Below are 19,963 nucleotides of genomic sequence, written 5' to 3' on the forward strand. Positions count from 1 at the left end.
GCCTGTCCCTCATGGTTTCCGACGCCGACGACTCCGCCGCCCTCCTCGCCGCCACGGAGAAGGAGGTGCTCGGCTGGCTCGAGTTCGGCGACGCCGCTCGGCACCTGGCCGACGACGTGGTCGCGTCGGGCTACCGGCCGGAGCTGGTCGTCGCCATCGCGCGCGGCGGTCTGCTCCTCGCGGGCGCCGTGGCCTACGCGCTCGGCATCAAGAGCTGCGGCGCGCTGAACGTCGAGTTCTACACCGGCGTCGAGGCGCGCCTGGCGGAGCCCGTGGTGCTGCCGCCGCTGCTCGACGAGGCGTCCGTGCGCGGCAAGCGCATCCTCCTGGTCGACGACGTCTCCGACTCCGGCCACACCCTCGCCCTCTCGGTGAAGCTCATCCGCGCGATGGGTGCCGAGGTGCGCACCGTGACCCTCTACACGAAGCCGCGCACGGTGCTCGAGCCCGATTTCTTCTGGCGCCGCACCCCGCGCTGGATCGTCTTCCCCTGGTCGGCTCTGCCCCCGGTGGACGGAGCCCTCGCCGAGGACGACGAGTGAGCGTCCACCTCATCGGCGGCGGAGGCGGCGTCGAGCACGACCAGCAGCTGTACGGGGCGTTCCTCGCGGAGGCGCGCGCCCACGCGGTCGACGCCGGCCGGATCGAGGGCCCGCGCATCGCGATCGTCGTCGTCCACGACGGGCTGGGCCCCGAGGCCTACGCCGGCTACGCGGCACTGCTCGCGACGGTCGGCCCACTCGACGCGTTCGCCGTGATGAAGCCGGAGGGCGGCCGGATCGATCCCGCGGTCTTCGACGACGTCGACGGGATCTTCGTCGGCGGAGGCCTGACCCCGGCCTACCGCGACGCGCTCGAGGCCTGCTTCCCGCGGCTGCGCGATCTCGTCTCCTCCGGGGTGCCGTACGCCGGCTACTCGGCGGGAGCCGCCGTCGCGGCCGATCGCGCCCTCGTCGGCGGCCACCGGATCGGCGGCGTCGCCGTCGTCCCTGAGGGTGCGGCGGAGGAGCTCGACGAGGTCACGGTGCTCGAGGGCATCGGCCTCATCGACGTGACGGTCGACGTGCATGCGGCGCAGTGGGGGACCCTCGGCCGCCTGGTCGCGGCCGTCGAGGCGGGCCTGGTCGACGGCGGCGTCGCGCTCGACGAGTCCACCGTGCTGATCGTCGGGACCGGCGCGCTCCGCGTCGGCGGCGCCGGCTCGGTGTGGCGCGTGAGCGGCAGCGACGCCGGAGTCGTCGTCGCGACGCTCGCGGCGGGCTGACCGGGTGGACCTCGCGGAGCTCGCGGCCTCGGGACTGATCGACAGGGGCTGGGCGGAGGCGCTCACCCCCGTCGCCGGGGACATCGCCGCGATGGGCGACTTCCTCCGCGGCGAGGTCGCGGCCGGCCGGCCCTACCTCCCCGCGGGCCGCGACGTGCTCCGCGCCTTCGCCGCACCGCTCGCGGACGTGCGCGTCCTCATCGTCGGACAGGACCCGTACCCGACGCCCGGGCACCCGATCGGGCTGTCCTTCGCGGTCGAGCGCCACGTGCGCCCGCTGCCGAGGAGCCTGCAGAACATCCACCGCGAGCTCCGGGACGACCTCGGCGTCGAGCCGCCCGAGCACGGCGACCTCAGCGGCTGGACCTCGAGCGGCGTGATGCTGCTCAACCGGGTCCTCACCGTCGCCCCCGGCTCTCCCGCCTCGCACCGCGGGAAGGGCTGGGAGGCGGTCACCGAGCACGCGATCCGCACGCTGGCCGCCCGGGACGCGCCTCTCGTCGCGATCCTCTGGGGCCGCGACGCCGCGTCGCTCCGCCCGATGCTGGGGGAGGCCGGAGTGATCGAGAGCGCGCACCCCAGCCCGCTGTCGGCCTCGCGCGGCTTCTTCGGCTCCCGGCCGTTCAGCCGCGCCAACGCCCTCCTGGAGGAGCGCGGCGCGGAGCCGGTCGACTGGAGCGCTCTCGCGTGACCGGGCGCTCGCCCGCGGGGCGGCTACGCTGGCCCGGATCGATGGGCGGAGCCGAAGGGGAGCCGGATGCTTGAGGAAGAGTACGAGAGCCGGCGCGTCCTGCCGCCGCACCTGCGGAAGGCGCCGCCTCCCGAGCCCGGCTTCTCGTTCGAGATCCGCGACGCCCGCGACGCCGACCTCCCGGACATCCGCGAGATCTACAACCACTACGTGCGCAACACGGTGGTGACCTTCGACGAGGACGACTCGACGCTGAAGGAGTGGCGGACGAAGTTCTCCCGCAACCAGAAGCTCGGGCTGCCCTTCATCGTGGCCGTCTCGCCGTCGGGCCAGATCCTCGGCTACGCGATGGTGTCGCCGTGGTCCTCCAAGCGGGCGTACCGCTTCACCGTGGAGAACTCGATCTACCTGCGGGCGGCCTCCACCGGCAAGGGCCTCGGCCGGGCGCTGATGGCCGAGCTCCTCGAGCGCGCGAAGGCCGTGGGGATCCGTCAGATCATGGCCGTCATCGCCGACAAGGGCGCGGAGGCGTCGTTGGCGATGCACGCGCAGTTCGGATTCGTCGAGGTCGGCCGGATGGGCCGCGTCGGCTTCAAGTTCGAGCGCTGGCTCAGCACCGTCCTGCTGCAGAAGACCCTCAAGTAGGGCCGACCCGCCCCTGCGAATGCGCCTCATCGACAGGTGCCGGGGAGCGCGCCGTCCCTACACTGGACGGCATGGAATGGCTCGTCCCGCTCATCGTCGTCGTCGCGCTCGTCGTCATCCTCGGGGTCTACCTCTGGGCGACGTACAACTCGCTGGTCACCCTCAACGTCCGCGTGGACGAGGCGTGGAGCGACATCACCGTCCAGCTGAAGCGCCGCGCGGATCTGATCCCCAACGTGATCGACTCCGTGAAGGGCTACGCCTCGCACGAGCGCCAGGTCTTCGAGTCGGTGACGCAGGCTCGCGCCGAGACGCTGCAGGCCCAGGGCCCGGCGGAGGCGTCGGTCGCCGAGGACCACATGCAGAGCGCGCTGAAGTCGATCTTCGCGGTCGCGGAGGCGTACCCCCAGCTGCAGGCGAGCCAGAACTTCCTCCAGCTGCAGGGCGAGCTGGTCGACACCGAGGACAAGATCCAGTCGGCCCGGCGCTTCTACAACGGCGGCGTGCGCGAGATGAACACCAAGGTGAAGGTCTTCCCGAACACGCTCTTCTCGCGTCGGCTCGGCTTCTCGGAGCGCGAGTTCTTCGAGGTCGGCGATCTCGCCGCGATCTCGGAGCCCCCGCGCGTCCAGTTCTAGGCAGCCGCCGTGTACAGCGCGATCGCCCGCAACAAGCGCAACACGGTCCTGATCCTCGTCCTGTTCCTGGCGATCATCGGCGGCCTGGGCGCCCTGGCTGCAGCGGTCTACCGCAGCACGACGATCGTCGTGGTGGTGCTCGTGATCGCCGCCGGGTACGCGTTCTTCCAGTACTTCTTCGCCGCTCGCCAGGCGGTCGCGCTCAGCGGCGGCGTGGCGGTGGAGAAGGCGGACGAGCCGAGGCTGTTCCGCATCGTCGAGAACCTCTCGATCGCGACGGGCACGCCGATGCCGAAGGTGTACCTGATCGACGACCCGGCGCCGAACGCGTTCGCGACCGGCCGTGACCCCGAGCACGCCGTCGTGGCTGCGACGACGGGCCTGCTCGCGATCATGGACGACGCCGAGCTGGAGGGCGTGATGGCCCACGAGCTGGGCCACGTCCGCAACTACGACATCCGCGTCTCGATGATCGTCTTCGGTCTCGTCGTCGCGGTGGGCTTCCTCTCGGACGCCTTCCTCCGCCTGGCCTTCTTCGGGCGGGGCGGCAACGGCAACGGCGGGGGCAACCCGGCGCTCCTGATCGTCGGGCTGGTGTCGATGGTCCTCGCGCCGATCGTCGCCTCGGTCGTGCAGCTCTCGATCTCCCGCCAGCGCGAGTACCTCGCCGACGCCACCGGTGCGCTGACGACCCGCCACCCCGACGCCCTCGCCCGCGCCCTGCTGAAGCTCGAGTCCGCGGGCCGGCCGATGCAGCGGCAGAACAGCTCGATGGCGCACCTCTGGATCGCCGACCCGTCGAAGCCGGGAGTGGTCGCGCGCCTCTTCGCGACCCATCCGCCGATCGCGGACCGCGTCGCCCGCCTCTCCGAGATGGGCTCGCGCTTCTAGCAGGCCGATCCGGCCGACGCCCCGTCGACGATCGCCGCCCGCCCGGATCCCGCCCCTGGCAGCGGGGCACGCGCCACCGCGCCTGACGGGACGTCATCCGGTCGGAGCCGCGAGCGGACCGCCGTCGACGGTCGTCAGGTACTCGGCGAAGACCGGCGCCGGGTCGATGCCGCTCGCGGCCGCGTCGACCAGCGCCCGCCGGACCAGGGCGAGGACGACGGTGGCCAGGACGGCCGCCCGGTGCGGGGATGTGCGGCCGAGCCCCATCCGCTCCGCGAGGAACGGCGTCAGCGCCTCCTCGCCGTCGTGCAGCGACTGCGCCCAGACGGCGCGCATCGCCGAGGTCTCGGTGAGCAGGGGGATCAGCCGGAGGGTGCGGTCGAGCTGGGGACCGGAGGCCGCCGCGGCGAAGGCGTGTCCGAGCGCCGCGTTCAGCGGCTCGGCGGCCGGGCGCTCGAGGAGGGCGCGTCCCATCGCGGCGATCGCGGCGGCGAGCACCGGGCGCACGCAGTCCTCCTTCCCGCCGAGGTACCGGTGGAAGGTCCGGAGGGAGACGCCGGCCGCGTGGGCGAGCTCGCCCGTGCCGACCCCGACGACGCTCCCGCGCTCGAGCAGACGGGCGACGCAGCGCTCCGAGAGCGCCAGCGCCAGGACGCCGCCGGGCGCGCTCACGCGATCCTCCTCAGTGCTGCGGCGAGGGCGGCCGCGAGGTCGCCGCGACCGACGACCTCGACGGCGTCGAGGCCCTGCCAGGCCGCCGCCTCGACCAGCAGTGCGGCGAGCCGCTCCGGCGTGTCGGCCGGGGCCCCCGGCTCGAGCCAGGCGGCCTGCACGAGGAGGACCCGGCGCTTGCGCTCGCTCTTGAGGTCGACCCGGGCAGCGATCACGTCGTCGAGGAGCACGGGGAGGACGTAGTAGCCGTGGACCCGCTGCTCGGCCGGGGTGTAGATCTCGATCCGGTAGCGGAAGCCGAAGAACAGCTCGGCCCTCGGCCGGTGCCAGACCACGGGGTCGAACGGCGAGAGGAGCGCGTCCGCCCGGAGCGTGCGGGGGCGTCGGGCGTCGACGTGCCGCCAGAGCGGCACGGATCGCCCGCCCCGCTCCCAGCCGCGCACCTCGACGCGCTCGAGCTCGCCCGCCTCGACCAGCTCGTCGATCGCGACGCGCGTGGGGGACTGGAGCAGCCGGTGGTAGTCGGCCAGGTCGCCGAGGGTGCCGATCCCGTGGGCCCGGGCCGCCCGGCGCACGAGCTCGCGGACGGCGTCGGGGAGGGGCACGTCGGCATCGAGCACCGCGCTCGGGAGGAGCCGCTCGGCGAGACCGTAGGAGCGCTCGAAGCGCGTGCGCCCCGCCGTCACCACCTCGCCCCAGCGGAACAGGACCTCGAGGCCGCGCTTGATGTCGGACCAGCCCCACCAGGGGCCCGTGCGGACGTTGGCCTCGTGCTCGATCTCGGAGGCGCGGAGGGGACCGTCGGCGAGCGCGGCGCGGAGCCAGTCGAGGGTGGCGCGGTTCTCGTGGGCCCAGCCCTCGTGCTCGGGCAGGCGGACCCGGCGGTAGTGCTCCATCCGCCAGCGGTAGAGCGGGAGATCCTCGCGGCGGACGAGGGCGGCCTCGTGTGCCCAGTACTCGACGTAGGGGCCGTCGGGGGAGAAGGCCGCGGCGTCGAGGAGGGAGCGCTCGTAGGGGCCGAGCCGCGCGAGCAGCGGCAGGTAGTGGCTCCGCTCGAAGACGTTCACCGAGTCGAGCTGGAGCGGGCGGATCCGGTCCACGGCGGCGCGCACCCGGCGCGCGTCGACCCGGGACGGACGGGGGCCGAACCCCTGCGCCGCCAGGGCGATGCGGCGCGCCAGCGCGGGGGAGAGCTGCTCGGTCATGGTCCGCCCACGCTAGCGAACGCCCCCGACATCGCCGTCCCCGATTCGCCCCCGGCGTTCGCCCGGCATTCACCGCCGCGCTCCCTCGCCGACTCGCGGCGCTCCTACCGTGCCCGAGGCCGTCCCACCGGGGCGGCCCACCCGACTCCTGGAGGACCCTTGACCATTCAGCGCCTGTCGCGCACCGCCGCGGTCGCCGCCGCCGGCACCGCCCTCGTCTTCACACTCTCGGCCTGCTCCGGCGGCGCCACCGCCTCGTCCGACGGCGGCGGCGCGGACGCGGCGTCCGCCACGTCCGCCGCGGACCTCGGCGGGCTGGACGCCCTGGTCGAGGCCGCGAAGGCCGAGGGCGAGCTCAACGTCATCGCCCTGCCCGACACCTGGGCGAACTACGGCGAGCTGATCAGCGGCTTCGAGGACGAGTACGGCATCACCGTGAACTCCGCCGACCCCGACGTCTCCTCCGCGGAGGAGATCAGCACGGCGGAGAACCTCGCCGGGCAGGACACCGCTCCCGACGTGTTCGACCTCGGGCCGGCCGTCGCTCTGGCGAACACGGACGTGTTCGCGCCGTACAAGGTCGAGTCCTGGGACGACATCCCCGAGGGGAACAAGGAGGAGTCGGGCCTCTGGGTCAACGACTACACCGGCCTGATGTCGATCGGGTTCGACGCGGCCGCGGTGCCTGCGCCCACGTCGCTCGAGGACCTCCTCGGCGCCGACTACCGCGGCTCGGTTGCGATCAACGGCGACCCGACCCAGGCGGGAGCCGCCGCGGCCGCAGTGCAGCTCGCGGCTCTCCAGTCCGGCGGCTCCGCCGACGACGTCCAGGCGGGGATCGACTTCTTCGAGAAGCTGAACGACGCCGCCAACTTCCTGCCGCTGGACCCGACCGACGCCACCATCGCCTCGGGCGAGACCCCGGTCGTCTTCGACTGGAGCTACAACAACCTCGCCGCCGGGAAGGCGAACGAGGGCACCCGCGAGTGGACGACGACCGTCCTCCCGGGCTCCGCCGTCGGCAGCTACTACAACCAGGCGGTCAACGCCGACGCTCCGCACCCCGCGGCCGCGCGGCTCTGGCAGGAGTACCTCTACTCCGACGCCGCGCAGAACCTCTACCTCGCCGCCGGCGCCTACCCGGTGCGCCTGGCCGCGATGACCGAGGCCGGCACGGTCGACCACGACGCGCTCGACGCCGTCGGCGCCGCTCCCTCCGACCTCGTCCAGTTCACGGAGGAGCAGACCGAGGCGGCCTCGTCGCTCCTCGCCGAGAAGTGGGCCGCGGCGATCCAGTGACCACCGCTCCCGCCGAGGCCGTCTCCGGGGCGTCCGCGCCCCGGGGACGGCGCGGCACCCCGGCCGTGCTGGGCGTCGCCCCCTTCGCGCTCTACGTCCTGCTGTTCCTGGCCGTCCCCACGGTCCTCGCCGTGGCGACCGGATTCACGGACGGAGACGGCCGCTTCACCACGGCTAACGTGCTCGCGCTCGGGGATCCCGTCGTGCTGTCCGCCTTCGGCGCGTCGCTCGGGCTCTCGGCCGTGACCGCCGTCGTCGGCGCGGTGCTGGGCGCGGTCGTGTGCCTGGCCCTGCTCGGCTCCGATCCGCGCGGGGCGCTCCGGACCGTCGTCGATGCGGCGGCGAGCGTCCTCGCGCAGTTCGGCGGTGTGATGCTCGCGTTCGCCTTCATCGCGACGATCGGCGTGCAGGGGCTGGTGACCACCCTCCTCGCGGGAGCGGGCGTCGACCTCTACGCCGACGGCGTGTGGCTCTACCAGCTTCCCGGGCTCGTTCTCCCCTACCTCTACTTCCAGGTGCCCCTGATGGTGCTCACGTTCCTGCCCGCGCTCGAGGGTCTGCGCCCGGAGTGGGCCGAGGCGAACGCCGTGCTCGGCGGGGGCCGGCTCGGCTACTGGCTGCACGTCGCCCTCCCGGTGCTGGCGCCGTCGTTCTTCGGCTGCGTGCTGCTGCTGTTCGCGAACGCGTTCTCCTCCTTCGCCACCGCGGCGGCGCTGATCAGCCAGGGCGCGCAGATCGTCCCGCTGCAGATCCGCGCCGCGCTGGTCAGCGAGACGGTGCTGGGCCGCGAGAACCTCGCGGGCGCCCTCGCGCTCGGGATGCTCGCGGTGATGGTGGTCCTGATGTCCGGGTACGCGCTGCTGCAGCGCCGGGCCCGGCGGTGGCAGCGATGAGGCCCGCGCGGCTCCTGTCCGGGGCGGTGCTCGTGATCACCGGGCTGGTGTTCGCCGTTCCGATCGTCGCGATGGCGGAGTTCACGCTCCGCGGCGCCGGCGGCCACGACCTCTCGCACTGGACGGCGATCCTCGACCCGGAGAACGAGCGCGCCTACCGCTCGCTGTTCCAGGGGATCGGAAACTCACTGGTCCTCGCCGTCGTCACCGCCCTCATCGTCCTGGTCCTGCTGGTGCCGACGATGCTGCTCGTCGAGATCCGGCTCCCGCGCCTGCGCCGGGCTCTGGAGCTGGTCTGCCTGCTCCCGCTGACCGTGCCCGCCATCGTCCTCGTCGTCGGCCTCGCGCCGGTCTACTCCGTGGTCACCGAGCTCGCCGGCTCCGCGCCGTGGACGCTCGCTCTCGCCTACGGGGTGCTGGTCCTGCCCTACGCCTACCGCGCCTTGGCGGCGGACCTCGCCGGTCTCGACGCCGTGACGCTCTCGGAGGCGGCCCGCTCGCTCGGCGCGGGCCCGCTCGCGGTGCTCGGGAGGGTCCTCCTGCCGAACCTGCGCCGGGGCCTGGTCGCGGCCGCGCTGATCACCGTCGCAGTCGTTCTCGGCGAGTACACGATCGCCTCGCTCCTCAGCCGCACCACCCTCCAGACCGGCCTGGTGCAGGTGTCGAAGTCCGACGCCTACGTCGCCGTGATCTTCTCGCTGCTCTCGCTCCTCTTCGCCTTCGCCCTCCTGCTCGGGATCGGCCGCCTCGCGCGGATCGGCCTGCCGACGGGCCGGGCGCGCTCCTCGAAAGGCTCCTCGTGACCGCTCCCACCCTTCCCGGCGCCCGCGTGCGCTTCGTCGACGTGGAGCGGCACTACGGCTCCGCGCGAGCGCTCGACGGCGTCTCGTTCGACGTGGCCCCGGGTGAGTTCATCGCGCTGCTCGGCCCCTCCGGCTGCGGCAAGACCACAGCCCTGCGCGCCCTCAGCGGTCTCGAGCGGATCGACGCGGGGCGGATCCTCGTCGACGAGGAGGACGTCGCCCACGTCCCCGTCGCGAAGCGCGACATGGGCATGGTCTTCCAGTCGTACTCGCTCTTCCCGCACCTGCGGGCGCGCGAGAACGTCGAGTTCGGGTTGCGCGCCCGGGGAGTCGGGGCGCGCGAGCGCCGAGCGGCCGCGGGGGAGGCGCTGGAGGTCGTGGGCCTCGGCGCCCTCGGCGACCGCTACGCGCACGAGCTCTCCGGCGGCCAGCAGCAGCGGGTGGCGCTCGCGCGCGCCCTCGTCACGCGGCCGCGGGTGCTGCTGCTGGACGAGCCTCTGTCGGCCCTGGACGCGAAGGTCCGCGTCCAGCTGCGCGACGAGATCAAGCGCCTGCAGTCCGAGATCGGCATCACCACGTTCTTCGTCACGCACGATCAGGAGGAGGCGCTCGCCGTCGCCGACCGCGTCGCGGTGATGAACGCCGGGCGGATCGAGCAGCTGGGTGCACCGGAGGACCTCTACGCGCGCCCGGCGACCGCCTTCACGGCCCGCTTCGTCGGCCTCTCGACGGTGGTCGCGGGGACGGTCTCGTCGGGATCGGTCCTCGCGCTCGGCGTGCGCCTGCCGCTCGTCGACGCGGCGGCGGCCGACGGTCCCGTGTCGGTGTTCCTCCGCCCCGAGGACCTCGCCGTCGTGGCCGACGGCGCTCCCGACTCCCTGCCCGGAGTCGTCCTCGCCTCGAGCTTCCTGGGGCCGGTGCGGCGCTCGACCGTCCGGCTGTCGACGGGCGAGGAGGTCACCGTCCAGCACGCGTCGGGGCACCGCCTCGAGCCGGGGGAGCGGGTCGGCGTGCTGCCCGCGCGGCGCCCGGTCGCGGTCGGTCCGGCACCGGAGCAGGCGGCGGTCGGCGCCGCCGCATGAGCACTCCCCGGGGATACCGCGCGGGGTATGCGCCGGGGCCTAGTCTGGGCAGATGAGACTCGGCAGGTCCCGCCGCACCTCCGGCCCGCGCGCCGTCCAGCCCGCCGCGCCCGTCGCCCCGGCCGCCCCCTCCCGGCCCGCTCCCGTCGCCGATTCGGCCTTCGTGAGCGACGGGATGCGCATCGCCGGCGCCTGGGCCTGGCGCGTCCTCGTCGTGGTCGCGGCGCTCGCGGTGCTGGTGCTGCTCGTCATCGAGCTGCGGCTGATCGTCATCCCGCTCCTGCTCGCGATCGTGATCGCCGCCCTGCTCGTGCCGTTCTCGAGCTTCCTCCAGCGCCACCGCTGGCCCAAGTGGGCCGCCGTCGTCCTGGCGGAGCTGGGGATCGTCGTGGTGATCGGCGGGCTCCTCTTCCTCGTCGTCACCCAGGTCTACTCCGGCTTCGACGATCTCAGCCGGCAGACGGTGCAGTCCTACGACGACTTCAAGGCCTTCCTCCTCGAGTCGCCGCTCCACCTCACCGAGACCGACATCAACCAGTACGCGCAGCAGGCGCTCACGGCCCTGCAGCAGGACTCGGGGATGCTGGTCAGCGGCGCGCTCAGCGTCGGCTCGACCGTCGGCCACCTGCTGACGGGCGTGCTGCTCACCCTCTTCTCGACGCTGTTCATCCTCATCGACGGGCCGAACATCTGGAGCTGGGTCGTCCGCCTCTTCCCGCGCCGCGCCCGCGGAGCCGTCGACGGCGCCGGTCGCGCAGGGTGGGTGACGCTGACCAACTTCGTGAAGGTGCAGATCCTGGTCGCCTTCGTCGACGCGGTCGGCATCGGCCTCGGCTCCTTCCTCCTCGGCGTCCCGCTGGCCATCCCGATCGGCGTGCTCGTCTTCCTCGGCTCCTTCGTGCCGGTCATCGGCGCCGTGGTGACCGGGGCGCTGGCCGTCTTCATCGCGCTGGTCTACAACGGACCGCTGATCGCGCTCTTCCTGCTGATCGTCGTCCTCGCGGTGCAGCAGCTCGAGGGCCACATCCTCCAGCCGCTGATCATGGGGTCGGCGGTCAAGGTCCACCCGCTGGCCGTCGTGCTCGCGGTGGCAGGAGGCTCGATCATCGGCGGCATCGCCGGCGCCTTCTTCGCGGTGCCCGTCGTGGCCACGCTCAACGTCATGGTCAAGTACGTCGCGAGCGGAGCCTGGCGCTCGCCGACCCGAACCCCCGAGAGAGTTGCCGCAGAGCATGCAGACTAGCCGCGTCGTCGGACCCGCCCTCCACGAGTTCGAGGCGGCCCGCGCCGTCCTCGCCCCCGTCATCGCCGCCACCCCCATGGAGACGAGCACCTTCCTCGCGCAGGTCCTCGGCTCGCCCGTGTTCCTCAAGTGCGAGAACCTCCAGCGCACCGGCTCCTACAAGATCCGCGGAGCGGTGTTCCGGATGTCGCGGCTCACCCCGGAGGAGCGGGCCCGCGGAGTCGTGGCGGCCTCGGCCGGCAACCACGCGCAGGGCGTCGCCTACGCGGCACGGGAGCTGGGGATCAAGGCCACGATCTTCATGCCGATCGGCGTCGCGCTGCCCAAGCTCGCGGCCACCCGTGACTACGGCGCTGACGTGGTGCTGAGCGGGCACATCTTCAACGAGGCGCTCGCGGCGGCGGCGGAGTTCGCCGAGCGCACCGGCGCGGTCTTCGTTCCTCCCTACGACCACCCCGACGTGATCACCGGGCAGGGCACGGTCGGCCTCGAGATCCTCGAGCAGGCCCCCGCCGTCGAGACCATCGTGGTGCCCATCGGCGGCGGCGGCCTCATCGCCGGGGTCGCATCGGCGGCCAAGCAGAAGGCGGCCGAGGAGGGGCGCACGCTCCGCGTCATCGGCGTGCAGGCGGCCAACGCGGCGCCGTACCCCCTCTCGCTCGCGAGCGGCGAGCCGACCGCGATCACGATCTCTCCGACGATCGCCGACGGCATCGCCGTGGCGAAGCCGGGGCAGCTGAACTTCGCGATCGTCCGCGAGATGGTGGACGAGGTCGTCACCGTCGAGGACGACGACATCGCCCGGGCTCTGCTGGTGCTGCTGGAGCGGGCGAAGCTCGTGGTGGAGCCCGCGGGCGCGGTGGGCATCGCGGCGATCCTGACGGGGAAGATCCGCAACGCCGGAGCGACCGCGGTCATCCTGTCGGGCGGCAACATCGATCCGCTGATGATGGAGCGGGTGATCAGCCGGGGCCTGGCCGCGTCGGAGCGCTACCTCAAGATGAGCATCGGGCTGCCGGATCGTCCGGGGCAGCTGTCGCGCATCGCGGAGCTCATCTCGGAGGCGAACGCGAACGTGGTCGAGGTTCTGCACACCCGGCACGGCCGGGGCCTGCAGATCAGCGAGGTCGAGATCGAGATCAGCGTCGAGACCCGCGGCCCCGAACACGCCGACCGCGTCATCCAGGTCCTCACCGACGCCGGCTACGCCCCCCGCATCTCCCGCAACTGACCGCCTGAGGGCGCCGCGGTTTTCTCCGCAGAGCGGAGGACAAAGCCGGTACCGGCGATCTCGCGCCCTCGCCGTCGCCGCGAAGCCTGCGCGGCGCTCCCGTTCGGAGAGGGCTGATCATGCGTCGCGGCGTTCTCCGCAAGGCGGAGGAGGAAGCGGTACCGGCGGTGTCGCGCCCGACGCTGTCGCCGCGAAGCCGGCGCCCCCGTCTGGAGAGGGCTGATCGTGTGTCGCGGCGTTCTCCGCAAGGCGGAGGAGGAAGCGGTACCGGCGGTGTCGCGCCCGACGCTGTCGCCGCGAAGCCGGCGCCCCCCCGTCTGGAGAGGGCTGATCGTGCGTCGCGGCGTTCTCCGCAAGGCGGAGGAGGAAGCGATACCGGCGGTATCGCGCCCGACGACAACGCCGCGGAGAGCGCCGCGACGTGCGATCAGTGGCCGGACCAGGTCTCGACGTTGGCGACGCGGACCTCGATCTCCCGCCCGTTGGGTGCCGTGAAGCGGGCGGTGTCGCCGACGTTCAGGCCCATGATCGCCGATCCGAGGGGGCTCTGGGGGCTGTAGACGTCGAGGTCGCTCTCGCCCGCCATCTCGCGGTTGCCGAGGAGGAAGCGGGACTCGTCGCCGGCGATCTCGGCGGTGATGATGGTGCCGGCCTCGACGACTCCGTGGCTCTCGGGGGGCGTGCCGATCTCGGCTTCGCGGAGGAGCGAGGTCAGCTGGCGGATGCGGGCCTCGATCTTGCCCTGCTCGTCCTTCGCGGCGTGGTAGCCGCCGTTCTCCTTCAGGTCGCCCTCCTCGCGGGCGACCTCGATGCGCTTGGCGATCTCCTCGCGTCCGTTGGTGGACAGCTCGGTGAGCTCCGCCTCGAGGCGGTCGTACGACTCCTGGGTCATCCAGGTCACCTGTGACTGGTCGGCCATGGTGGGCTCCTGCTCTGCGGGCCGCGCTCGCGGCGCCCGGCAGCACCGTGCGGAGGTGTCCGCGTCCGGCGGTGGGGACGGCCGGCGTCAGGCGGCGGTGGGAATGGCGAGGCCCCGACGAGTCCGTCAGGGCTTCGGGCAAGCCTACGGGAGCCAGCAGGAGGAGATCAAACCTGTGTTCGCGAGCTCGGTGGTGCGGACGGTCTCCGTGTAGGAGCGGAAGCGCTCCGTCGAGGCGGGGTACTCCACGACCAGCCAGCCGACCACGGCGGACTGCTCGTTGAGGGCCTGGACCGCGCAAGCGACCTCGCGGCCGACGGGCGCGGTGAGGTCGAAGGAGACGGTGACGGTGCGGTCGTCGACGACCTGGTGCGCGGTGTCCTGGACGTCCACTCCGCCGCGTGCTCCGTCGAGGCCGGCCCAGACGACCCAGGCGGCGAAGACGGCGACGAAGGCGAGCGCGACACCGCCGAAGAGCCAGCGGTTCCCGCGGCGGGTGCGCGTCGTGCGGCCGTAGCGGGTGGCGAGGGGTCCGGCGGCGCGGACGGCGTCCGGATCGAGCGCGGGCGCGGCGGCTCCCTCGACGCTCTCGGACGTGCGGGCGGCCACGGAACTCCCTGGGTGATGCGTCTACTCTGGACGGGTGGCGCGCGTCCTCCGCGGACGGGAGCGCCGATCCCATTAAACCCCGAGGAATCGAGCGATCGTGTCCCAGGCCGTCGAGGTCTCCGTCGATTCGGAGGTGCCGGACACTCCGCGCCTTCTCGCCGTGCACGCCCATCCTGACGACGAGTCGAGCAAGGGCGCGGCGACGCTGGCCGCCTACGCCTCGCGGGGCGCCGAGGTCATGGTCGTCTCCTGCACCGGAGGCGAGGCCGGCTCCGTGCTGAACGAGGGCCTCGAGGCCCGCGCGCACGCCGAGCGCGACATCGGCGGCCTCCGCCGGTACGAGATGGCGGCCGCTCGCGAGGCGCTCGGCGTCGAGCACGCCTGGCTCGGCTTCGTCGACTCCGGCATGCCCGAGGACGGGAAGGTCGACGCCGCCTCGTTCGCGGGCCTGCCGCTCGCCACGGCCGCCGCTCCGCTCGTGCGCCTGGTCCGCCGGTTCCGGCCGCACGTGATCATCAGCTACGACGAGAACGGCGGCTACCCGCACCCCGACCACATCCGCGCCCACCAGGTCGCCGTCGAGGCGTACGGCGCGGCGGGCCTCGCCGAGGAGTACCGGGGCACGGGCGCTCCGTGGTCGATCTCGAAGCTGTACTACGACCGCGTCTTCAGCGGCCAGAAGCTGCGGGCGATCGCCGAGCACCTGCGCTCGATCGACCCGGAGGACCCGCGCCTGTCGGTCTTCGAGGAGATGAAGCGCTGGAACGAGGACACCCCGTACCTCGCGACCACGCGGGTCGTGATCTCCGGCTTCCACGATCGTCGCGATGCGGCCCTGCTGGCCCACGCCAGCCAGGTCGCTCCGGACAACGCCTTCTTCTTCCTCCCGCACGAGGCGATCGACGCCGCCTGGCCGACCGACGACTTCCAGCTCGTCGAGAGCCGGGTCGACGCGCCGACGCCCGAGACGGATCTCTTCGCCGGTCTCGACCTGGCCGAGCTCGCCCCGGGCCCGACCGCGGTCGTCCCGCCGATCGCTCCCGACCCCGAGCCCTCGGGGGACGCCCCGGTGTCCCCGGAGCCCGACGGCTCCGGCGTCGTCGTCGCCGACGAGGTGCGCGCGTGATCGCCGGGCTGCTCGAGGGCGCCCAGCGCGCCGTCGTCCTCGCCTCCACGACGGTGCCGACCCCGGGTCCCGAGTTCAACGAGGACACGGTCACGCCGGGCCTCTTCGGCTTCATCACGATGCTCGTGATCGCTCTGGCCGCCGTCCTCCTCGCGCTCGACATGGTCCGGCGCGTGCGGCGCACCACCTACACCGCCCAGGTGAAGGAGCGGCTCGACGCCGAGGAGGCGGAGCGCAGCGAGGGCTGAGCCCGGCCCGCACCGGTGGGCCCGGGTCCCGCTAGGCGTTGTAGGCGGGGTGGAGCGAGACGATCAGCGCCGCCGTCCAGTGGCAGAGGAACGCCACGGCCGTGAGCGCGTGGAAGATCTCGTGGAAGCCGAAGACGCCCGGGACCGGGTTGGGCTTCTTGATCCCGTAGATCACGGCGCCCGCGGAGTAGCAGAGCCCGCCGACGAGGACGAGCACCATCATCGTCGCGCTGGCCTCGAAGAGCGGTCCGAGGTACATCACGGCCGCCCAGCCCAGCAGCAGGTAGAGCGGCACGTAGAGCCAGCGCGGTGCGCCGATCCAGAAGACGCGGAAGCCGATCCCGAGCAGCGCCCCCGCCCAGACCAGGACCAGCAGGAGCGTGCCCTGCGCGGGCGGCAGGGCGAGCACCGCCAGCGGCGTGTAGGTGCCGGCGATCAGCAGGAAGATGTTGGCGTGGTCGATCCGCTTGAGGATCATCTTCGTCCGCGGCTTCCAGTCGAAGCGGTGGTACAGAGCGGAGTTGCCGAAGAGCAGGAGCGACGTGGTCGCGAACACCGCGGCCGCCCACTTCGCCGCGGTCCCCTCCGCGACCACGATCAGCACCACTCCGGCGACGATCGCGAGCGGGAAGAGGCCGGCGTGGATCCAGCCGCGCCAGGTGGGCCGGACCTCCGCCGAGGAGTCGTGCTCGATCGCGTCCTCGACGAGGGGGAGGGCGGGCAGGTCCGGGCCGTCCGCTCCGACGGCGTCTCCGCCGCGGACAGTGCGGACGCGGGGATCGGACGGGGGAGGCGTCGGCCGCTGGCTCATGCCGGACAGACTACGACGCCGTCGCGGGCCGACGCCGAGCGCCGCCGGGCTTCGAGGAGCGCCCCGGGTCGACTACCGTGTCACTGTGCCGAAGCCGAGACTGCCTGTGGGAAGGGACCTCCTCTACGGCGTCTACAAGAAGCGCCTCCGCTCGAGCCTTCCCCCCGACTCCCTGCCGAACCACGTCGCGATGATCATCGACGGCAACCGGCGCTGGGCGCGGCAGCGGGCCCTCGAGACCGCCGCGCACGGCCACCGGGCCGGCGCCGCCAAGGTGCACGAGTTCCTGCAGTGGTGCGACGAGCTCGGCGTGCGCCACGTCACCCTCTACCTGCTCTCGCAGGACAACCTCGTCGGCCGCGACAGCAGCGAGCTGACCGAGCTGATCGCGATCATCGCCGACCTCGCCGAGGAGGTCTCCCAGCAGCCCGACTGGCGCGTGCAGCACGTCGGCTCCGACGAGGGCCTCCCGCCCTCGCTCGTGGCCGCGCTCGACACGGCGGAGGCGCGCACCGCCTCCCACACGGGCCTGCACGTCAATCTTGCGGTCGGCTACGGCGGGCGGCACGAGATCGCCCAGGCCGTGCGGAGCATCCTGGAGGAGCACGGCAAGCGCGGCTCCTCCATCGAGGACGTCGCGGGCCTGCTGACCCCGGAGCTCATCGGCGAGCACCTGTACACCAGCGGGCAGCCCGACCCCGATCTGGTCATCCGCACCTCGGGGGAGCAGCGCCTCTCCGACTTCATGCTCTGGCAGAGCGCGCACAGCGAGTTCTACTTCATGGAGGCGCTCGGCCCCGACATCCGCGAGGTCGACTTCCTCCGCGCGCTCCGCGACTACGCCGGACGGCACCGCCGCTTCGGCAGCTGACCTCGCGGCTCCTGCCGCACCACCGACCGGAAGGGCCGGCATGAGCTCGAACGAGGCCACCTCCACCACGACCGCGGACTACCTCGCCGGCTTCGGCGAGGAGACCGGGTACCTCGACTTCGGCCGGGTGGGCCCGCTCTCGGCGACCGTCGCCGCCGAGCAGGAGGCGGCCGTCGAGCTGCTGGTGCGCGCGCGCAGCGGCACCCTCGACGAGCTGTTCCGGCAGGACGAGCGCGTCCGGGAGGCGGCGGCGGCGCTCGTGCGCGTCCCCGCCGACCGCGTCGTCTTCCAGCCCAACACCTCGACCGGCCTCCTGCACGCGCTGTTCGGCGCCTCGGGCGCGGTGCTGCTGTCGGCCGCGGAGTTCCCGAGCCTGCCGTTCGCGGCGGTGCGCTCGGCGCAGGCTCTCGGCTCGGTGGAGCCCCGCTGGCTGCGGACCGAGCAGGGACGGGTGACGCCGGAGGCCGTCCGCGAGCAGCTCACGGACGACGTGACGACCGTCGCGGTGAGCCTGGTCGACTCCCGCACCGGCTACCTCGCGGACGTCGCGGCGATCCGCGACGTGATCGGCGACCGGATGCTCGTCCTCGACGCGATCCAGGGCTTCGGCGTCGTCGACGCGCCCTACGAGCTGGCGGACGTGGTCGTCACCGGCGGCCAGAAGTGGCTCCGCGCCGGCTGGGGGACGGGCTTCCTCGCGCTCAGCGAGCGGGCGCTGTCGCGGCTGACCCCGGTGCTCTCCGGCTGGACGGGATCGGAGCAGGCGGAGCCGTGGGACGAGGTGGCTCCGCCGCGCGGCGACGCCCGCGCCTTCAGCATCAGCAACCCGGACCCGATCGCCCAGGCCCGGCTCGCGTCGGCGCTGGAGGAGGTCGCCGCGGTCGGGCAGTCGACGATCGCCGCGCTCGTGGCGGAGCGGGTCAGCGCGATCGTCGACCTCGCGGACGAGTTCGGACTGGCGGTCGCGGGCTCCCGCGGCGAGCACGAGCGCGCAGGCATCGTGGTCGTCGAGCCGGAGCCGGAGGAACTGGCCCCGCTGGCAGCCTCCCTCGCCGCGCACGGCGTGACCGCGCGCCTGCGTCCGAGCACCGTCCGCTTCAGCGCGCACGCCGGCACCACCGACGCGACCCTCGCGCTGCTCCGCGCCGCCCTGATCTCGTCGGCCACGAGCATCGACTACTAGGCCGGATTCCGCGCGTTCACACACTGGTTACACATTCGTAGCGGTGAGAAGCACACGGATGTCATTCGCCGGGTTAGGTTCGAGTCATCAGGTACAGCGCCTGGTCGAGACGGCCACAGAAGTACGGCTCGACATCGCGCAGACGCCGAAGGGACACTGCGCGGTGCACGACACGCACCGATGAGGCCGGCTCGAGGACATGAGCCGGGGGCTCCGGCCCCCGGAGTGTGGAGAGTCGTCGTGACAGTTCCCCAGGGCATGGATCCGCAGACCGGGACGCAGGGCGGCGTCCACCGCCGTGTCCAGCACGGCTCCTCGGATCCGGCCGATCAGCTCCTCCGCACCTACGTCCTGGACACCTCGGTGCTGCTGTCGGATCCGTCCTCGATGTTCCGGTTCGCGGAGCACGCCGTCGTGCTGCCGATCGTCGTCGTCAGCGAGCTCGAGGGCAAGCGCAACGATCCCGAGATCGGCTACTTCGCCCGGCAGGCCCTGCGCCGCCTCGACGAGCTGCGCGTGCAGCACGAGCGCCTCGACTTCCCCATCGCCGTCGGCCGCGGCGGCACGCTCCGCGTCGAGCTCAACCACTCGAACATGTCGGTGCTGCCGAGCGGGCTCCAGATGGGCGACAACGACGCGAGAATCCTCGCCGTCGCGCTCAACCTGCAGAGCGAGGGCGCCGTGGTCACCGTCGTGTCCAAGGACATGCCGATGCGCGTGAAGGCCGCCTCCATCGGCCTCGCCGCGGAGGAGTACCTGGCCGAGCAGGCCCCCGAGTCCGGTTGGACCGGCATGGACGACGTGACGCTCGGCGGCGACGCGATGAGCGAGCTCTACGACCGCGAGCGGCTCTTCACGGACGTCGTGGCCGACATCCCGGTCAACACCGGGCTCGTCGTCCACTCCGACCGCGGCTCCGCTCTCGCGAGGGTCACCGGCAAGCGGCAGATCACGCTGGTCCGCGGCGACAAGGACGTGTTCGGCCTGCACGGGCGGTCGGCGGAGCAGCGGCTCGCGATCGACCTGCTGCTCGACCCGGAGGTCGGCATCGTCTCGCTCGGCGGCCGGGCCGGAACCGGCAAGTCGGCGCTGGCGCTCTGCGCGGGCCTGGAGGCGGTGCTGGAGAAGCGCCAGCACAAGAAGATCATGGTCTTCCGGCCGCTCTACGCGGTGGGCGGCCAGGACCTCGGCTTCCTGCCCGGCGACGCGGCCGAGAAGATGAACCCCTGGGCGCAGGCGGTCTTCGACACGCTCGGGGCGCTGGTGTCGCAGAACGTGCTCGACGAGGTGATCGAGCGCGGGATGCTCGAGGTGCTGCCGCTCACGCACATCCGCGGGCGCTCGCTGCACGACGCGTTCGTGATCGTCGACGAGGCGCAGTCGCTGGAGCGGAACGTCCTGCTCACGGTGCTCTCGCGGGTCGGGCAGAACTCCCGGGTGGTGCTGACCCACGACGTGGCGCAGCGCGACAACCTCCGGGTCGGCCGGCACGACGGGGTCGCCTCCGTGATCGAGACGCTGAAAGGCCACCCGCTGTTCGCGCACGTCACGCTGACCCGCTCCGAGCGCTCGGCGATCGCCGCTCTGGTCACCGAGATGCTGGAGTCGAACGAGCTCGCCTGACGGGCTCGCCGTGCGT

Annotated in this window: 22 protein-coding genes; 17 read left to right on the forward strand and 5 right to left on the reverse strand. The window is 72.8% G+C overall.

Annotated features, from left to right (window positions below):
- Positions 1-11 precede the first annotated feature (11 nt).
- The 6 genes from C5C46_RS02285 to C5C46_RS02310 all read left to right on the forward strand — a co-directional run bounded on the left by C5C46_RS02285 (position 12) and on the right by C5C46_RS02310 (position 4,129).
- A complete protein-coding gene (locus C5C46_RS02285) occupies positions 12-542 on the forward strand; it encodes a phosphoribosyltransferase (RefSeq protein WP_104224441.1) in 531 nt (176 codons plus the stop codon).
- Complete coding sequence (locus tag C5C46_RS02290) at positions 539-1,264, forward strand: peptidase S51 (protein WP_104224440.1); 726 nt, start codon at positions 539-541, stop codon at positions 1,262-1,264. The genes C5C46_RS02285 and C5C46_RS02290 overlap by 4 nt, the downstream gene beginning before the upstream one ends.
- 4 nt (positions 1,265-1,268) lie before the next feature.
- A complete protein-coding gene (locus tag C5C46_RS02295; protein ID WP_104225510.1) occupies positions 1,269-1,955 on the forward strand; it encodes a uracil-DNA glycosylase in 687 nt (228 codons plus the stop codon).
- A 66-nt stretch (positions 1,956-2,021) separates the two neighbouring features.
- Positions 2,022-2,600: a GNAT family N-acetyltransferase gene (locus C5C46_RS02300; RefSeq protein ID WP_104224438.1), complete on the forward strand. Its 579-nt coding sequence runs from the start codon at positions 2,022-2,024 to the stop codon at positions 2,598-2,600.
- A 71-nt stretch (positions 2,601-2,671) separates the two neighbouring features.
- Positions 2,672-3,238 (forward strand): LemA family protein, encoded by a 567-nt coding sequence (locus tag C5C46_RS02305; RefSeq protein WP_104225511.1) that lies wholly within the window; start codon positions 2,672-2,674, stop codon positions 3,236-3,238.
- A gap of 9 nt (positions 3,239-3,247) precedes the next feature.
- A complete protein-coding gene (locus C5C46_RS02310; protein WP_104225512.1) occupies positions 3,248-4,129 on the forward strand; it encodes a M48 family metalloprotease in 882 nt (293 codons plus the stop codon).
- A gap of 93 nt (positions 4,130-4,222) precedes the next feature.
- Here the strand turns inward: C5C46_RS02310 and C5C46_RS02315 are convergent, their stop codons facing one another.
- On the reverse strand, positions 4,223-4,801 hold the full coding sequence (locus tag C5C46_RS02315) for a TetR/AcrR family transcriptional regulator (RefSeq protein WP_104224435.1): 579 nt from the start codon (positions 4,799-4,801) through the stop codon (positions 4,223-4,225).
- Entirely contained in the window at positions 4,798-6,006 is a 1,209-nt protein-coding gene (locus C5C46_RS02320) for a winged helix-turn-helix domain-containing protein (protein WP_104225513.1), read from the reverse strand. The genes C5C46_RS02315 and C5C46_RS02320 overlap by 4 nt, the downstream gene beginning before the upstream one ends.
- Before the next feature lie 159 nt (positions 6,007-6,165).
- Here C5C46_RS02320 and C5C46_RS02325 point away from each other — a divergent pair, with 159 nt between their 5' ends.
- The 6 genes from C5C46_RS02325 to ilvA are packed head-to-tail and all read left to right on the forward strand — an operon-like array spanning position 6,166 to position 12,557.
- Positions 6,166-7,305 (forward strand): ABC transporter substrate-binding protein, encoded by a 1,140-nt coding sequence (locus C5C46_RS02325; RefSeq protein WP_104225514.1) that lies wholly within the window; start codon positions 6,166-6,168, stop codon positions 7,303-7,305.
- Entirely contained in the window at positions 7,302-8,198 is an 897-nt protein-coding gene (locus tag C5C46_RS02330; RefSeq protein WP_104225657.1) for an ABC transporter permease subunit, read from the forward strand. Before C5C46_RS02325 ends, C5C46_RS02330 begins: the two co-directional genes overlap by 4 nt.
- Positions 8,195-9,001, forward strand: a complete 807-nt coding sequence (locus C5C46_RS02335) for an ABC transporter permease (protein ID WP_104225515.1) — start codon at positions 8,195-8,197, stop codon at positions 8,999-9,001. The genes C5C46_RS02330 and C5C46_RS02335 overlap by 4 nt, the downstream gene beginning before the upstream one ends.
- The gene (locus C5C46_RS02340; RefSeq protein WP_104225516.1) at positions 8,998-10,083 is read left to right on the forward strand and encodes an ABC transporter ATP-binding protein; all 1,086 of its coding nucleotides are present in this window, start codon (positions 8,998-9,000) and stop codon (positions 10,081-10,083) included. The genes C5C46_RS02335 and C5C46_RS02340 overlap by 4 nt, the downstream gene beginning before the upstream one ends.
- A 52-nt stretch (positions 10,084-10,135) precedes the next feature.
- Positions 10,136-11,326 carry an AI-2E family transporter gene (locus C5C46_RS02345; protein WP_104225517.1) on the forward strand — a complete coding sequence of 397 codons (1,191 nt, stop codon included), beginning with the start codon at positions 10,136-10,138 and terminating at the stop codon, positions 11,324-11,326.
- Positions 11,316-12,557: a threonine ammonia-lyase gene (gene ilvA, locus C5C46_RS02350; RefSeq protein ID WP_104225518.1), complete on the forward strand. Its 1,242-nt coding sequence runs from the start codon at positions 11,316-11,318 to the stop codon at positions 12,555-12,557. Before C5C46_RS02345 ends, ilvA begins: the two co-directional genes overlap by 11 nt.
- 427 nt (positions 12,558-12,984) lie before the next feature.
- Here the strand turns inward: ilvA and greA are convergent, their stop codons facing one another.
- Both greA and C5C46_RS02360 read right to left on the reverse strand, forming a co-directional pair.
- Positions 12,985-13,476, reverse strand: a complete 492-nt coding sequence (greA, locus tag C5C46_RS02355) for a transcription elongation factor GreA (protein WP_104225519.1) — start codon at positions 13,474-13,476, stop codon at positions 12,985-12,987.
- Between the two features lie 144 nt (positions 13,477-13,620).
- Positions 13,621-14,085: a DUF4307 domain-containing protein gene (locus tag C5C46_RS02360; protein WP_104224427.1), complete on the reverse strand. Its 465-nt coding sequence runs from the start codon at positions 14,083-14,085 to the stop codon at positions 13,621-13,623.
- 97 nt (positions 14,086-14,182) lie between these two features.
- Here C5C46_RS02360 and mca point away from each other — a divergent pair, with 97 nt between their 5' ends.
- Entirely contained in the window at positions 14,183-15,211 is a 1,029-nt protein-coding gene (gene mca, locus C5C46_RS02365) for a mycothiol conjugate amidase Mca (protein WP_258059264.1), read from the forward strand.
- Positions 15,208-15,459 (forward strand): hypothetical protein, encoded by a 252-nt coding sequence (locus C5C46_RS02370; RefSeq protein ID WP_244230611.1) that lies wholly within the window; start codon positions 15,208-15,210, stop codon positions 15,457-15,459. The genes mca and C5C46_RS02370 overlap by 4 nt, the downstream gene beginning before the upstream one ends.
- A 31-nt stretch (positions 15,460-15,490) precedes the next feature.
- Here C5C46_RS02370 and C5C46_RS02375 read toward each other — a convergent pair whose 3' ends face one another.
- Positions 15,491-16,270, reverse strand: a complete 780-nt coding sequence (locus C5C46_RS02375) for a hemolysin III family protein (protein ID WP_104225520.1) — start codon at positions 16,268-16,270, stop codon at positions 15,491-15,493.
- 106 nt (positions 16,271-16,376) lie between these two features.
- On the opposite strand from C5C46_RS02375, the gene C5C46_RS02380 reads away from it, so the two are divergent.
- The 3 genes from C5C46_RS02380 (at position 16,377) to C5C46_RS02390 (ending at position 19,947) form a co-directional block, all read left to right on the forward strand.
- On the forward strand, positions 16,377-17,141 hold the full coding sequence (locus C5C46_RS02380) for an isoprenyl transferase (protein ID WP_279630826.1): 765 nt from the start codon (positions 16,377-16,379) through the stop codon (positions 17,139-17,141).
- Between the two features lie 40 nt (positions 17,142-17,181).
- Positions 17,182-18,324, forward strand: coding sequence for an aminotransferase class V-fold PLP-dependent enzyme (locus tag C5C46_RS02385; RefSeq protein ID WP_104225521.1), 1,143 nt, complete (start codon positions 17,182-17,184; stop codon positions 18,322-18,324).
- Between the two features lie 258 nt (positions 18,325-18,582).
- Entirely contained in the window at positions 18,583-19,947 is a 1,365-nt protein-coding gene (locus C5C46_RS02390; RefSeq protein ID WP_104225522.1) for a PhoH family protein, read from the forward strand.
- The last annotated feature ends 16 nt before the right edge of the window (positions 19,948-19,963 follow it).

It is taken from the genome of Rathayibacter sp. AY1E6, assembly GCF_002931115.1.
Taxonomy (GTDB): Bacteria; Actinomycetota; Actinomycetes; order Actinomycetales; family Microbacteriaceae; genus Rathayibacter.